Genomic DNA, 14849 nt, shown 5'->3' on the forward strand with positions numbered 1-14849 from the left:
GCACATAAAGATATTTTTTGTACCGAGGGCGTACGCACTAGCTGCGCATCAAAAATGCTGGATAATTTTATTGCCCCCTACAACGCTACCGTTGTTGAGCGGCTCGCCCACGCCGGGGTGGTAACGCTGGGTAAAACTAATCTCGACGAATTCGCCATGGGCTCGTCGAATGAAACGAGTTTTTATGGTGCGGTACGCAACCCCTGGAATACCGACTGTGTTCCCGGCGGCTCGTCCGGCGGATCAGCAGCCGCCGTTGCCGCAGGACTTGCCCCCGCGGCCACTGGCACCGACACCGGCGGCTCTATTCGCCAACCGGCGGCGCTGTGCGGCCTAACGGGCTTGAAACCCACCTATGGCCGCGTATCCCGCTACGGTATGATCGCGTTTGCGTCCAGCCTTGACCAAGGCGGACCAATGGCCAAAACCGCCGAAGACAATGCTTTACTGCTGCAATCTATGGCGGGATTTGATCACCGTGACAGCACCAGTATGAATTTAGCCGTGCCGGATTACGGCGCTGGACTCAGCAAAGACCTGCGCGGACTAAAGATCGGCGTACCTAAAGAGTATTTCAGTGACGGACTGGATCCAGAGATAGCATTAGCTGTGGAAGCCTCCCTCGATGAATACCGGAAAATGGGCGCAGAAATAAAATCGATTAGCCTACCTCATACCCACTTAGCGGTGCCTTGTTACTATATTATTGCGCCCGCTGAAGCATCAACCAATCTATCCCGTTTTGACGGCGTCCGATATGGATACCGCTGCGAGAACCCAAAAGACTTGGACGATCTTTATGCCCGTACGCGCGCCGAAGGTTTTGGCGAAGAAGTGAAGCGCCGAATACTAATTGGCACCTATGCATTGTCCTCTGGCTTTTATGATGCCTACTACCGCAAAGCGCAACAAATTCGTCGCCTTATCAAACAAGACTTTGACGAAGCCTTTAAGTCAGTCGACATCATTGCCGGCCCCACTACTCCGAACCCAGCCTTTGCTCTCGGTGAGAAAGTCAGCGACCCGGTAACTATGTACCTAGAGGATATCTACACTATCGCCGTCAACTTGGCGGGGCTTCCGGCAATATCACTGCCCGTTGGTTTTACCAAAGGCAAACCCATCGGCCTGCAACTTATTGGTCGCGACTTTGATGAAACCACCCTGCTCGCCGCTGCGCATCAATACCAACAGCGCAGCGACTGGCACCAACAAGCCGCTCCCGGCAGCGTATAAGGAAAGCGACTATGGAATGGGAAGTTGTAATTGGTCTGGAAATTCACGTCCAGCTCACCACAAAATCTAAAATTTTCTCTGGCTCAAGCACCGCTTTCGGTGCCGACCCCAACACCCAAGCAAACGCAGTTGATCTGGCGATGCCCGGCACACTGCCAGTATTAAATGAGCAAGCCGTAAACAAGGCCATCCTATTCGGCCTAGCCATTAATGCGGATATTTGCCGCGATTCGGTTTTTGACCGCAAAAATTATTTCTACCCAGATTCGCCCAAAGGCTATCAAACCACCCAGATGGACTTCCCTATCGTCGGTGCCGGCGTTGTAGAAATCACTCTGAGCGACGGCAGTACCCGCAGTGTTCGCGTGCACCACGCCCACCTTGAGGAAGATGCCGGCAAATCACTGCACGAAGACTATCACGGTATGTCGGGCATAGATCTCAACCGCGCCGGCACCCCGTTGATTGAAATTGTTTCTGAGCCTGATATGCGCAGTGCCGAAGAAGCGGTGGCGTATCTGCGAAAAATTCATTCTATTGTGACTTACATCGGCATCTCTGACGGCGATATGTCCCAGGGCTCCATGCGCTGTGACGCCAATGTCTCAATTCGCCCCAAAGGCCAAGCCGAGTACGGCACCCGCGCCGAATTGAAAAACATCAACTCTTTCCGCTTTGTCGAACGCGCAATCAAAGTTGAAGTCTTGCGCCAAATTGAACTCATCGAAGACGGCGGTAAAGTCCGGCAAGAAACCCGCCTCTACGACAGCGATAAAAATGAAACCCGCCCTATGCGGAGTAAAGAAGAAGCCAACGACTACCGCTACTTCCCCTGCCCTGACTTGCTACCGGTACACGTCGAACAATCTTTAATCGACGAGCTACAGGCGTCTATGCCGGAACTACCTGATGCCAAGCGCGACCGCTTTGAAAGTGAGTTCGGCCTGTCAGCCTACGACGCGGCGCTACTAACCGGAGAGCGCACGGTAGCCGACTATTTTGAAACTGTTGCCGATAAGGCCGGCGACGCCAAACTCGCTGCCAACTGGGTAAACGGTGAATTGTCAGCTGCGCTAAATCGCGACAATCTAACCATTCAAGCCAGTCCCGTCAGCGCAGAGCAACTTGGCGGTTTAATTCAACGTATTCGCGATAACAGTATTTCCGGCAGAATCGCCAAGCAAGTCTTTGACGCACTGTGGAATAAAGAGGGCGATAGTGCCGACGCGATTATTGACAGCAAAGGCTTGAAGCAAGTCTCTGATAGCGGCGCATTAGGCGCCATGGTAGACGAGGTACTTGCCGCCAACCCCGACCAAGTTGAGCAGTTCCGCGCTGCCGATGAAGGCAAACGCAAAAAGATGCTTGGCTTTTTTGTTGGCCAAATCATGAAAACATCTAAAGGCCAAGCCAACCCCGGCGTCATCAATTCACTTTTGAACGAAAAACTTGGCCGCTAAGCACGCCAACACTAGCAAGGTAGACACGACGTTATGAAGAAAGACAAAGAAAAGGTACTCGACGAAGTTTGGACTGAATCACGCGTACGTGAGTTTCTAGATTCCGAGCCCAAAGCCGGCACCAACCGCGACTTCCACGCACTGCTAAAGGCCTACCAAAGCATGCGCGCCGAAGATTTTGAATTGTTTATTGGCATGTTTCTGGAAACCGGCCGCGATCTCAACGCCACTGACAAAAGCGGCCGCACGGCCCTTAGTTACGCCAAAGAGCACCGCAATTCTGGCGAGCACGTCGCCGCACTTGAAGCTAAAGGAGCAATTTAAACCCCAGCTCTGGTTAGTCTATGCACTGCGACCGCGAGCTAAGCGGTCGCGGTTTTCTTGCTTCTTATTTTCACTCTTGCGCAACATTATATAAACCGCACCTGCACCGCCATGCTGTATTTGCGCACTGCAAAATCCCTGTACCTCGTCCATTTCCGGCAGCCAACGGTTTACATAAGATTTGAGTACCGCCCCTTTAGACCCGTTGTGATGACCACGGCCGTGCACAATCATCACAGTGCGCAAGTCGGCTTTCATCGCCTCACGAATAAATTCGAAGACCTGTAAGCGAGCTTGCTCAATCGTCATCTTATGTAAGTCCATCCGCGCTTCAATCGTATACTTACCCTGCTTTAAGCGCCGAAACACACCGTGTTGGACCCCTTCTCGGCGAAATTCCAACACGGAGTAGGGATCTAATAACTCAATATCCGAGCTTGACAAAAAATTGCGGGCTTCACTTGCCGCGGTCGCCGCAGCGCGCCGCGCGGCAACATTTATTTCGCTGCTACTATCCTTTCTAATGGCGACCCGCTGCTCGACGGCAAGCGGTTTGACACCGGCCATCTCTTCAGCGAACAATCTATCGTCGTCGCTCATGCTCACCTCCATCGGCCCAAAAGGAATGAAAAATGTCCATCACCAGCCCCGTATCTCATTCCGACCCCAAGCGCTGCCCGCTTTGCGAACAAGACAATCAATGCGCCGTTGCCGCCGGCAATAAGCCATCAAACTGCTGGTGTATGGCTGTCAAAATTGAGCAGCAAGCCCAACATCGCGCCAATACGATCGACGGTAAAAAACGCTGTCTCTGCCAACAATGTGGGCGCGCTTTTTGAAAATTCGCTAGGCTATTGGTAGTTAGCCACCATTTTCTCATAATGGGCACACTCGGGCGTAGCGCTGTCTTCCATATTTTCAATCTGGTCACAACTCAGCCTAATCATGGATTTTAAGCGTGTAGCAGCGGGACTATGTAAAGCATGCTTAGATGCTACACCATCAAATTGCTGTTGAAGCGAGGCACACACATTCTCAAGACTCGCCGTGATGATCGCCCGCGTATTAGGTGATAAATCGACTTCACCCATATTTTACATTGCGCAAGACTTCATTTTGTCGCACATCCGATTATAGGAGTCAGCCATATCGTCAGCGTGCAGCTGCAGTGACAAGCAAAGCAAGATTGCAACACCCGCCAAATAGATTACTCCAACTAGAGTAATCCCTATGTCATATTTCCCATCCTACAAATCATTTCTTCGGCGCTAGAGCGTTTTACCAACCTAGCGAACACGATACCGTTAGCAATATAAGGTCTTAGCTCGTTATCATGTCCGGCAAGCAAATGAATATCCCGTCCCATAAAAAGCATAGCGATTTTAATCTCAGCGGGAAAGCGAACTCAACGAAAATTCCAATTTGCAGGTAAACGACACATGACGGTACATCAACTCAGCGGTCCAGACTATTTGTTCCGCGGATTTAAAATAATGCGCCAACCGGGTATACGCCTATTCGTCGCCATTCCGTTACTTATCAATTTTATTATTTTCGGCACCTTCACTACCCTGACACTGGGAGCCATGTCTGGCTGGATAAACCAAGTGGTCGAGTGGCTACCCGGCTGGCTAGACTTCTTGCGCTGGATTCTGTGGCCACTGGCGGTCATTCTGGTGCTGGCGATAGTAATGTATATATTTAGCACCGTGGCCAATATCATCGCCGCCCCTTTCAATGGTCTGCTGGCTGAAAAAGTCGAGGAAATGCTGACTGGGGAAGAGGTTTCTGGCCGCGAAACCATTGGCATGGCAATCGCCAGCTTTCCCAAAAGTATTGGTCGTGAAGCTCAAAAGCTACTCTATTACCTGGGTTTTGCGATTCTTACACTGATCGCCAGCTTTGTGATTTCGCCGCTCGCGCCAGTACTTTGGTTTGCGCTAAATGCGTGGATGATGGCAATAGAATACTGCGATTATCCCATGGACAACCACAAACTTAGCTTTAAAGACGCGCGTAGACGCATTGCGAGCCAGCGTGGCACAAGCGCAAGTTTTGGTGCGCTAGTCATGCTGGGCACTATGGTGCCAATACTGAATTTATTTATTATGCCCGCCGCCGTCTGCGGCGGGACCCTAATGTGGGTTGAGCGCCTTAAAGACAAAGGCTAGACAGGGAGTCGGCGAGGCCTAGCGCCCGCCGGTAATCAAATGTTCCGGAGGCCTCTCACAAGGTAGTTTCATACCCAGCTCAGCCTCAATACCCGGCAATAAAAATGCATCGTCCTCACAGGCGAAACTGATCGACGTACCCGTCGCGCCAGCTCGTCCAGTACGACCGATGCGATGCACGTAGTCATCGGCATCTTCAGGCAATACATAATTAATAACGTGACTGACGCCCTTAACATGAATACCACGACCAGCCACGTCGGTGGCTACTAAACATTCAATATCACCGTCTTTAAACTGCTGCAGGGTACGCGAGCGCTTATTCTGCGGAATTTCGCCAGACAACATCCCGCAGCGAATACCCGCCTTCTGCATTTTCTCGAACAGTCGCCGAGTTTCATCACGGCGATTAGCAAAAATAATGACGCTCTTCGCGCTGTCTTGACGAACAATATTAAGCAGCAGTTTGAATTTATCCCGAGACTCAACCAAATACACTTTTTGATCAACGGTATCAGTCGCCACACTTTCTGGCTCAATTTCAATATTCACCGGTTCGTCAGTCCACTGTTCGGTAAGCCGAATGATGTCGTCGGTAAATGTGGCACTGAACAGCAGAGTTTGGCGATGACTTTTTTGCGGGCATGAGCGCACAATACGTTTGACCTGCGGAATAAATCCCATGTCCAACATACGATCAGCTTCGTCTATAACCAGAATTTCTATTTGATCCAAATAAAGGTCTTTGCGACCTTCAAAATCTAACAGCCGACCCGGTGTTGCAACCACGATATCAACCATACCAGCCAGTTTATCTTGCTGCTTTTGGTAATCCATACCACCAATTAAGGTGACCACATTTAAGCCGCAGTGCTTACCGATTTCGCGGGCATCTTCACCAATCTGAACCACCAATTCACGGGTTGGGGCAATAATTAAAGCCCGCGGTTCGCCCGCAAAGCGCTCTTCAGTAATGGGATTGGTCAGCAGATCATTAAATATGGTGATTAAAAACGCTGCGGTTTTGCCCGTTCCCGTTTGCGCCTTACCGATCACATCATTGCCGCGCAAGGTATGGGGTAGCGATTCAGCTTGGATGGGGGAACAATATTTGAAGCCGCTATCGGCAATACCACGCATTAAGCTCAGCTCTAACCCAAGGTCGTGAAACCGAGTTTTACCTTCTTCAGGCACCACCTCGAACTGCTTTAATGACCACTTTTCTTTTTCTACTACCGAGACGTTATTTTGACCTCGTCCTCCACGCTTATGCCCGTCGCCGTGCTTGGTTTTAACATCTGGCTTAGCTGATGACTTAACCGCCACTCGCGGATTATCGGTGACGCTAGGAGTAACAGGCGCGGACGGTGAGGGTTTATTTGATCCAAATAACTTTTTTAACAAAATACAGTCTTCTTACATTGCTCAATAGTCAGCCATTCTAGCATCATTCGTCAGCTACCGTGACAGCCTGCTTTTCTCAGGGCTTTACAGGTGGCGCTGATTCAGGTTCAGGCGTCATCTCCGATTCCACTTTAGCCTCCACATCTGACTCCACCGCCTTTGGCTTGAGATACTGCCGCGCGCTGCGATCGATAAAATAATCCAAACTCAAGTAGCGACCTGCGCCACTAAACAACAGGCTCAGCAGCAGAATAAAATACGTTGTGGCAAACTCAATACCGCTGTTCAGCGCGGCAATGCTGCCCTTTTCGGTCAACCAGCCATAGTGGCCATACTCATTAAGTAGACCATTGGTACGCCGATATCCGCGAGCGGTTTAGCTGCGCTGGTAATTGGATTACTAGGCGCTATGGCAAACCAACCACTGTCCCAATGCACAGTCGTTGCCACCACAATGAACACCATCAGTAGAATACTTACCCAGTGCACCGCCAAGCCAAACAGTAATAAAAAACTACCAATCAATTTGGTATACGTGACCAAATAGGTCATCAACTCTGGGGAAGGTAGATTCAAGCTCTGCTCCAACCACGTCATCGTCGCATCAAAGTATTGCAGCTTATACAGTACTGCAGCGAGCATGATCGGCGATAGATAAAGACGAGTGAAAAACGAGGCTACCCCATCAAACTTGGCAAGCAGCGTAAAAAAACCGTTATGTAGAAAATAATATGCCCCGAAAATCGCTCCCTTAATAATGCCTTGTTATTGTCATGGTGCTGCATGTCGGGATTTTATTTTAACAACGCCAGGATAAGCACCCACCGAAACAGTTCCCAACAACATTCCGCAGCACCAGACCCCAGTAACATCAGCCCCGCAAGCGGCAAACCGGACATTTTGGGTCACGGCGTAAATTTAACTGCCGCACTTCCATACTCAAGCCATCAATCAACAGCAGCCGGCCCACCAGCATTTCACCAATCCCAGTGATACATTTTAAGGTTTCGAGCGCCTGCATACTGCCCATCATGCCGACGACGGGAGCAAGTACACCGCTCTCTGCACAATTCAAAGCGGCGTCATCCGCATCGTGATAAAGGCAGCGGTAACACGGCGAGTCATCTCGCCTGAAATCAAATACACTTAACTGGGCTTCACCACGAATCGCCGCTCCCGAAATGAGTGGCCGGCGCGCCAAGGCGCAGGCTTCATTCAAGGCGAAACGCGTGGTGAAATTATCGCTGGCGTCGACCACCACATCGACCCGCTGCACTGCGTCCGTCAGCGCCTCACCACATAAACGTATATCTAGCATCACGAGCTTAGTTTCTGGACTAATGGCTTTAATACTGTCAGCGACCGACTCCACTTTTAAGCGGCCAATATCAGCCTGAGCGTGAGCAATTTGGCGCTGTAAATTACTCAATTCAACCGTGTCGTCATCGGCCAAATGTAATTCACCCACCCCAGATGCCGCAAGATACAGGGCCGCAGGGCAACCTAGCCCCCCCATACCCACAATCAATACTTTACTATTTAATAAGGCTTGCTGGCCGTCGACGCCTAAACCCGGAAGCAAAATATGGCGGCTGTAACGCAGTAACTGCTCATCTGTCATCACGGCCATGTCCCCCAGCTAATCCGCTCATTGCCACCGTAGTCGGCTTGTGAGGCCACATCGACAAAACCGCGTTCAACTAAGGCCTGCCGAACCGACTCGCCCTGGTGGTAGCCATGTTCCAGCAGTAATTCTCCGCCATTAAGTAAATACGCCGGCGCCTCGCCAATAATACTGAGCAAATCTGCCATACCACCATTAGCCGCCACCAGCGCAGATGCGGGTTCAAAGCGAACATCGCCTTCACTTAAATGCGGATCTTGAAAATCTATATAAGGCGGGTTACTCACAATGAGACTAAAGCACTGAGCGGGAATAGCCGCAAACCAGTTTGAACAAACTAACCGCACATTCATCAAACCCAGCGCCATGCGATTTTGCTCAGCCAAGGAAACCACCTCGGCAGAAAAGTCTGAAGCCAGCACAAATGCATCTGCCCGCTCCGATGCCAAGGCTAGCGCTATGGCGCCAGTTCCGGTGCCAAGATCTAATATCTGCGGTTTGGTCCATGCGCTTAGCATTGCTAGTGCTCGCTCAACCAAGCATTCAGTGTCTGGGCGAGGAATAAGTGTGAGCGGCGACACTGCCAAGGGCAGCGACCAAAAATCGCGCTCGCCCAAAATATGCGCTATCGGCTCACCGGCCACACGGCGATTTAACAAAACCAGAAATTGCTGGGCCTGAATCGTTTCAAGTACACGTTCAGGCCAGGTGTATAGGTAGCTGCGCGGCTTTCCAAGGCAATGACACAGCAGCAGAGCGACATCTAAATCGGGCGAATCGCTTGCCCCAAGCAAACGCTGTCGCATCGCCATCGCCGCAGCAATCGTCAATGCGGTCGTATCGCGCTGATCCATCATTATTCCGCCAGCGCGGCCAAGAGATCGGCTTGGTATTCCTGCCGTAGCGGCGACACAACACAATCCACATCTCCCTGCACAAATTCATCTAGCTTGTATAAGGTTAAATTGATTCGGTGATCGGTCACTCGTCCCTGCGGAAAATTATAGGTGCGAATACGCTCTGAGCGATCGCCACTGCCCACAAGATTACGCCGCTCTGTTGCCTGATCTTGCTGCAGTTTGCTGCTAGCCGCATCGTTCACTTTCGCCGTTAACAGGGACATCGCCCGCGCCTTGTTTTTATGTTGCGAACGCTCGTCCTGACATTCCACGACGATACCGGTGGGAATGTGAACAATACGGACTGCCGAGTCAGTGGTGTTTACATGCTGACCACCGGCGCCACTAGACCGAAAGGTGTCGATGCGCAGATCACCCTTATTAATTTCTATCTCATCAGCCTCTTCTGGCTCGGCCATGATCGCCACAGTACAGGCAGACGTGTGGATACGGCCTTGAGATTCCGTTTCTGGCACACGCTGCACGCGATGCGCTCCAGATTCAAACTTGAGGTGACCGTATACCTCCTTACCCTCCACTCGACTGATAATTTCTTTAAAGCCGCCATGCTCACCCTGGCGCTCACTCAACACTTCTACTCGCCAGCCCTTGCGCTCCGCATAACGAGAATACATACGAAACAAATCCCCGGCAAAAATAGCCGCCTCATCACCGCCGGTACCGGCGCGTATTTCTAAAAATACATTGTGGGAATCGTTGGGGTCACGGGGCAGTAGCAAGGTTTCCAGCTCTATTTCTAGCGCTGCCATTTTCACCTTGGCAGATGCCACTTCGTCTTCGGCCATCTCACGCATATCAGCGTCATCTTCCGCCAACATCGCCGTCGCCTCGGCCAGATCTTCAGCAACCTGACGAAATCGACCATAGGCTTCAACCACGGGTTCAATTTCGGCGTACTCCCGCGACAGGCCGCGGAAACGATCTTGATTCGCAATAATTTCACCATCGCTCAACAGCGCGCCGATTTCTTCATAACGATCAAGTAAATTGTCGAGCTTAATGACAATAGAGGACTTCATAGTTTCTCACTTAAGGTGTGGTGGCTGTGCTCAGGAATCGCTGTCTTTAAGCTGGAATAATTCTCGCGCCCAGTGAATAAGGTCGGTCCGCCCTTTCGCACCCGCCTCTTTTATTTGTGTCGTCGGGCTGTGTATCAATTTATTGGTCAAGCCTCGTGCTAGCTGTTCCAGCACTTGCTCGGCATCGTCTCCCCGCGCCAAATTTCGCAGCGCGCGATCAAGTTCGGTGTCGCGCAATTGCTCTGCCTTTGCTCGGAACGCTCTAACCGTATCCACTGCGTCTAAGGCGCGCAACTGTGATTCCCAATCGGTGAGGGCGAGGGTAATAATATCGCCGGCTTTGTGAGCCTCACCCTGTCTGGCACGTTTGTTTTCTTCAACAATCTCGCGCAAGTCATCAACGGTATACAGATAAACATCTGCTAATTCGGCAACTTGGGGCTCAATATCACGCGGCACCGCAATATCAATCATCACCATTGGCCGATGTTTACGCTTTTTTAGTGCCCCTTCTACCGCGCCCTTGCCCAAAATAGGGAGCTGGCTGGCGGTAGAGGCCACCACAATATCTGCGCCAACGAGGCTCTGCGGGATATCAGACAGCATCACCGCCTCCGCCCCAAATTTCTGAGCCAATTCCTGGGCGCGCTTAAGGGTGCGGTTGGCAATAATAATGCGTTTTACCCCTTTGTCATGAAGATGACGCGCCACTAGCTCAATAGTTTCGCCGGCACCGATGAGTAGCGCGGTACAACTGCTTAGTGACGAAAACACATGTTGCGTTAAATTAACCGCCGCGTAAGCCACAGATACTGGGTTCTCTCCCACACCGGTGTCGGTACGGACACGCTTAGCAACCGAGAAAACATGAGCAAAGATGCGGTGCAGAATACCATTAGCGGTACCCGCATCAACAGCAAGCGCGTAGGCAGATTTCATTTGCCCGAAAATTTGCGGCTCCCCTAAGACCATTGAGTCCAGCCCCGCAGCCACTTCCATCATGTGCCGCAAAGCGCCGTCGCGTCGATGATCATAAATACATGCGCTGAGTTCAGCACGATCAATATGGTGATACGCCGACAGCCAATCCAGCATACCCTTGGCCGCAGCATCGCTATCATCTTCAGCAATCCCGTATAGCTCGGTACGGTTACAGGTGGATAAAATAGCCAGCTCCGACACCCCAGTACAGGCCAGCGCGTCTTTCAAGGCTTGTTCCATTTGCTCAGGCACAAATGCCACCCGCTCGCGAAGCGAGATGGGTGCTGAATTGTGATTAATGCCAATTACGAGCAAATTCATTAGATACCGAGTGCCTGCATTTCTGAAGCGAAGCTAAGATAGCAGAGAATTTTAGCAAGACAGGGGCCAAATGTGGATTTTATTACCAGCTTTCACTAAACAATCTGCGCCAAGGGCACAATCAACGAATTAAATTCTGTGATGGATGTCCTATGATGCAACCCTAACCACCAGCAAAGAGCCATGCTAATATTGGCTTTTAATTACGGTACCGACATTTTCGCTATGCCCCACATCTTCACTAGTCTCTTGATCAGCTTCGCTATCTTTACCCTGGGTGGCTGCGCCGCGCTAATCCCTGAATCAGAGCAGAAGCAAGCCAATGAAAACGCCACCAAGCTGAGCTCGGTGGCCATCGCACGCCCGTTTCCTGAGGATGCTTTTTTCGATTTACTGGTTGCCGAAATCGCGCTCCGCAATCAAGACCTTGAAACCGCACTGGACAATTACACCTACCAAGCAGAGAAAACCGGTGATCTCGGCGTCATTATTACCACTGCCAAACTGGCCCAATACCTTGACCGCAGCGATATCGCCATCATTTACGCGCAGCGCTGGGTGAGCGCGGAGCCTAATGCCGCAGAGGGCTACTTCATTCTGTCCTCAGCGCTAGCTAAAACCCAAAATCCGCTTACCGCACTGCCTTATATGGTGAAAGTACTGGATCTCGGTGGCGACAGTAATTTTGCCGCCTTAGCCGCAACCGTGCTTACGCGTCCAGAAATCGAGCAATTGGAGTTCATCCAAGAACTAAATAACCAGCTTAAGCTGCACCCTGGCGACAACACCCTAAAAATTGCCAAGGCCTTAATCCTGCAATACCAAAAGGAGGAAGACGCCGCGCTGAAACTTATTCGCGAAGTGCTGAATGAGGAGCCCGACAACCCCCACGCACTATTAATTGAAACCCGTACCCTAAGCCAACTGGGTCGCAACGACGAAGCGCTTACCCGCCTGCGCTACGCTGTAGATCAAAATCCTCGCCATAAACGTCTGCGACACGATCTCGCTAGACACTTGGTCAAAATCGATCTATTCCAAGCCAAAGCCCAATACGAAGAGCTAGTCAGGCAAAACCCCACCGAGCGGGACTTACTGCTTGAGCTCATGTTGATCAATCGCGAACTCAGCAATACTGATGAAGTTGCAGCACAACTACAGTCCCTTAACGACACCCCTGAACTTCGCAGCCGCGCCAACTATATTCTCGGCCGCCTAGATGAGGAAGATCAAAACTGGCAAAACGCTATTGACCATTATTTACAGGCTACCGGTAGCGATGAATTTCATCAGTCTAGCCAGCGTATTGCGAGCATCAGCCTGGCTATAGAAGATGTCGACAAGACCCTAGCACGCCTACGCGCACTGCGACTTAACCACCCTGAACAGACCGTCTTCATCTATCTACTGGAAGCAGAAATATTGCGCAAAGAAATGCGCTACCAACAGGGCTATGACTTACTCACTGCCGCCTTGAAAGCCGATACTAATGACGAAGAGCTTCGCTACGCACGATCACTATTCAGCGAACGACTAGGTAATATCGACGCCGTAGAAAGTGATTTACAATATATTATTGATCGCGACCCAAAAAATGCCACCGCGCTGAATGCACTGGGGTATAGTCTTGCCAATCTCAGTACTCGCTTAGACGAGGCCGAGGCATTAGTGAAGCGCGCACTGGAACTAGAACCTAATGATCCCGCTATTATCGACAGCTATGGCTGGATAATGCTGTTAAAGGGTAATATCAAGGAAGCCATAACATTATTAGAGCGGGCATTTAAACATACTCAAGATCATGAGATTGCGGCCCATCTAGGCGAGGCACTGTGGCTAAGTGGCGATAAAGACCGCGCGAAAGTCGTGTGGGAAGCGGGTCTAAAAGATACGCCAAACAGTCCAATCATTATGGAAACACTTCGTAGGCTCGAACTTTTTAATGAGTAAACCAATTATGTCAACGCCGCTAGCACTGCGAAGCCTCGCCATTTTCATGGTGCTGCTTATTAGCGCCTGCGCCACGCCCCCAAAACCGCCTATTGATAGCGAATCTGAAACATGGCAATTGCAGGGGAAAATAGGGCTTTGGTATAAGGATACGCAAGAGAGCGCGACTATTGACTGGTCGCAATGCAGCACTGAACAAGTCCGCATCCGCCTTAGCGGGCCACTCGGCGCCGGCGGCATAGAGTTATCCGCAGATCAATCTGGAGCCCGCCTTATACAAGGCGGCGACACTAGCAGAGCCAGCAGTATCGACGAGCTCGCCAGTCGCGCCGAGTGGCCGATACCCGTCGAAGCACTTCGCTTCTGGGTAAGAGGCCGCCCCATACCCAGCGAGAAATTAGACGGTCGGGTGAATACCAATGGTCAATTAGAGCAATTGGCGCAAATGGGCTGGCAGATTAGCTATCGCTATAAAACGCCGTTTCATCAGCTACCCAATAGAATTTCCGCCGAATCAGCCAATACCCGCCTGACCCTAATCATCAGCGAATGGCAAGACCGGCCCAAGCTCTGCACCCCATAATGCAAACACTTATTCTGCCCTGCCCGGCTAAAATAAACCTGTTTCTTAATATCACCGGCCGTCGCGAAGACGGCTACCATGAACTGCAAACGCTCTTTCAACTTCTCGATTACGGCGACACACTGATACTAAAACACCGCGCCGATGGCGAACTTCACCTCATTAGCGATATTAATGGCGTCAACAGCGAAGATAATTTAGTGATACGCGCCGCCCGAAAACTTCAGCACTTGGCAGTCGACATTCCCGCCGGCGCAAACATCACCTTAGAAAAACGGCTACCCATGGGAGGCGGTATCGGCGGCGGCAGCTCGGATGCCGCCACCACCCTCATAGGCCTGAATCAGCTATGGCAGCTTGGTCTCAGCATTAATACCTTAGCGGAGATCGGTCTTGAACTGGGCGCCGATGTACCGGTATTTGTACGCGGCAGAACGGCATGGGCGGAGGGAATAGGCGAAAAATTAACGCCAATAGAAACCCCAAACTTATGGTATGTGGTGCTAAAGCCCGACTGCCATGTCGCCACAGTTGAAATTTTTTCTCATGAACAATTGACACGCCATGACTCACCGATCAAAATAGCGACCTTTCTTGAGGGGGGTACCGGAAATAGTTGCGAACCATTGGTTCGAAAACTTTATCCGGACATTGATAAGGCCTTGATTTGGCTGGAACAATTCTCTCCCGCGAAGCTGACCGGAACAGGCGCTTGCGTGTTTGCCAGCTTCAAAGATCAGATGGCTGCACAGGCAGTTTGCGCGCAACGCCCAAATGAATTTTTTGGTTTTGTTGCTCGAGGCATAAATACCTCGCCACTGCATAACGCACTGGGCTTACTGTAAAAAGTTATCTT

The 14849-nt window shown here is 51.0% G+C and carries 17 protein-coding genes; 8 read left to right on the forward strand and 9 right to left on the reverse strand.

The window, feature by feature from the left end; translation table 11 throughout:
- The 3 genes from gatA to ACI955_RS15220 form a co-directional block, all read left to right on the forward strand.
- The coding region (gatA, locus tag ACI955_RS15210; RefSeq protein WP_415244594.1) for an Asp-tRNA(Asn)/Glu-tRNA(Gln) amidotransferase subunit GatA at positions 1 to 1236 on the forward strand (1236 nt) is incomplete at its 5' end.
- Between the two features lie 11 nt (positions 1237 to 1247).
- Positions 1248 to 2696 (forward strand): Asp-tRNA(Asn)/Glu-tRNA(Gln) amidotransferase subunit GatB, encoded by a 1449-nt coding sequence (gene gatB / locus ACI955_RS15215; RefSeq protein ID WP_415244595.1) that lies wholly within the window; start codon positions 1248 to 1250, stop codon positions 2694 to 2696.
- Positions 2697 to 2729: 33 nt separating this feature from the next.
- On the forward strand, positions 2730 to 3020 hold the full coding sequence (locus ACI955_RS15220) for a PA4642 family protein (RefSeq protein WP_415244596.1): 291 nt from the start codon (positions 2730 to 2732) through the stop codon (positions 3018 to 3020).
- An 18-nt stretch (positions 3021 to 3038) separates the two neighbouring features.
- Here ACI955_RS15220 and smrA read toward each other — a convergent pair whose 3' ends face one another.
- Complete coding sequence (smrA, locus tag ACI955_RS15225; RefSeq protein WP_415244597.1) at positions 3039 to 3620, reverse strand: DNA endonuclease SmrA; 582 nt, start codon at positions 3618 to 3620, stop codon at positions 3039 to 3041.
- Between the two features lie 32 nt (positions 3621 to 3652).
- Here smrA and ACI955_RS15230 point away from each other — a divergent pair, with 32 nt between their 5' ends.
- Positions 3653 to 3859: a cysteine-rich CWC family protein gene (locus ACI955_RS15230; protein WP_415244598.1), complete on the forward strand. Its 207-nt coding sequence runs from the start codon at positions 3653 to 3655 to the stop codon at positions 3857 to 3859.
- Positions 3860 to 3871: 12 nt separating this feature from the next.
- Here ACI955_RS15230 and ACI955_RS15235 read toward each other — a convergent pair whose 3' ends face one another.
- Positions 3872 to 4111, reverse strand: coding sequence for a hypothetical protein (locus ACI955_RS15235; RefSeq protein ID WP_415244599.1), 240 nt, complete (start codon positions 4109 to 4111; stop codon positions 3872 to 3874).
- A 348-nt stretch (positions 4112 to 4459) separates the two neighbouring features.
- On the opposite strand from ACI955_RS15235, the gene cysZ reads away from it, so the two are divergent.
- Entirely contained in the window at positions 4460 to 5191 is a 732-nt protein-coding gene (cysZ, locus tag ACI955_RS15240) for a sulfate transporter CysZ (RefSeq protein ID WP_415244600.1), read from the forward strand.
- Positions 5192 to 5209: 18 nt separating this feature from the next.
- Here the strand turns inward: cysZ and rhlB are convergent, their stop codons facing one another.
- The 7 genes from rhlB to hemA all read right to left on the reverse strand — a co-directional run bounded on the left by rhlB (position 5210) and on the right by hemA (position 11460).
- Positions 5210 to 6595 carry an ATP-dependent RNA helicase RhlB gene (rhlB, locus tag ACI955_RS15245; protein WP_415244601.1) on the reverse strand — a complete coding sequence of 462 codons (1386 nt, stop codon included), beginning with the start codon at positions 6593 to 6595 and terminating at the stop codon, positions 5210 to 5212.
- 76 nt (positions 6596 to 6671) lie between these two features.
- Positions 6672 to 6911, reverse strand: a complete 240-nt coding sequence (locus ACI955_RS15250) for a hypothetical protein (protein WP_415244602.1) — start codon at positions 6909 to 6911, stop codon at positions 6672 to 6674.
- Positions 6908 to 7237 carry a DoxX family protein gene (locus ACI955_RS15255; RefSeq protein WP_415244603.1) on the reverse strand — a complete coding sequence of 110 codons (330 nt, stop codon included), beginning with the start codon at positions 7235 to 7237 and terminating at the stop codon, positions 6908 to 6910. The genes ACI955_RS15250 and ACI955_RS15255 overlap by 4 nt, the downstream gene beginning before the upstream one ends.
- 229 nt (positions 7238 to 7466) lie before the next feature.
- Entirely contained in the window at positions 7467 to 8216 is a 750-nt protein-coding gene (locus ACI955_RS15260) for a HesA/MoeB/ThiF family protein (protein ID WP_415244604.1), read from the reverse strand.
- Positions 8216 to 9076, reverse strand: a complete 861-nt coding sequence (gene prmC, locus ACI955_RS15265; protein ID WP_415244605.1) for a peptide chain release factor N(5)-glutamine methyltransferase — start codon at positions 9074 to 9076, stop codon at positions 8216 to 8218. The genes ACI955_RS15260 and prmC overlap by 1 nt, the downstream gene beginning before the upstream one ends.
- The gene (gene prfA, locus ACI955_RS15270) at positions 9076 to 10158 is read right to left on the reverse strand and encodes a peptide chain release factor 1 (RefSeq protein ID WP_415244606.1); all 1083 of its coding nucleotides are present in this window, start codon (positions 10156 to 10158) and stop codon (positions 9076 to 9078) included. The genes prmC and prfA overlap by 1 nt, the downstream gene beginning before the upstream one ends.
- Positions 10159 to 10188: 30 nt before the next feature.
- Entirely contained in the window at positions 10189 to 11460 is a 1272-nt protein-coding gene (gene hemA / locus ACI955_RS15275) for a glutamyl-tRNA reductase (RefSeq protein ID WP_415244607.1), read from the reverse strand.
- Positions 11461 to 11643: 183 nt separating this feature from the next.
- On the opposite strand from hemA, the gene ACI955_RS15280 reads away from it, so the two are divergent.
- From ACI955_RS15280 to ispE, 3 genes are read left to right on the forward strand one after another with little or no spacing between them, the layout of a single operon-like run.
- Positions 11644 to 13410 carry a tetratricopeptide repeat protein gene (locus ACI955_RS15280; protein ID WP_415244608.1) on the forward strand — a complete coding sequence of 589 codons (1767 nt, stop codon included), beginning with the start codon at positions 11644 to 11646 and terminating at the stop codon, positions 13408 to 13410.
- Positions 13403 to 13993: a lipoprotein insertase outer membrane protein LolB gene (gene lolB / locus ACI955_RS15285; protein ID WP_415244609.1), complete on the forward strand. Its 591-nt coding sequence runs from the start codon at positions 13403 to 13405 to the stop codon at positions 13991 to 13993. The genes ACI955_RS15280 and lolB overlap by 8 nt, the downstream gene beginning before the upstream one ends.
- On the forward strand, positions 13993 to 14838 hold the full coding sequence (gene ispE / locus ACI955_RS15290; protein WP_415244610.1) for a 4-(cytidine 5'-diphospho)-2-C-methyl-D-erythritol kinase: 846 nt from the start codon (positions 13993 to 13995) through the stop codon (positions 14836 to 14838). Before lolB ends, ispE begins: the two co-directional genes overlap by 1 nt.
- Positions 14839 to 14849 lie beyond the last annotated feature (11 nt).

This window comes from Zhongshania sp. (assembly GCF_047636175.1).
Taxonomy (GTDB): domain Bacteria; phylum Pseudomonadota; class Gammaproteobacteria; order Pseudomonadales; family Spongiibacteraceae; genus Spongiibacter.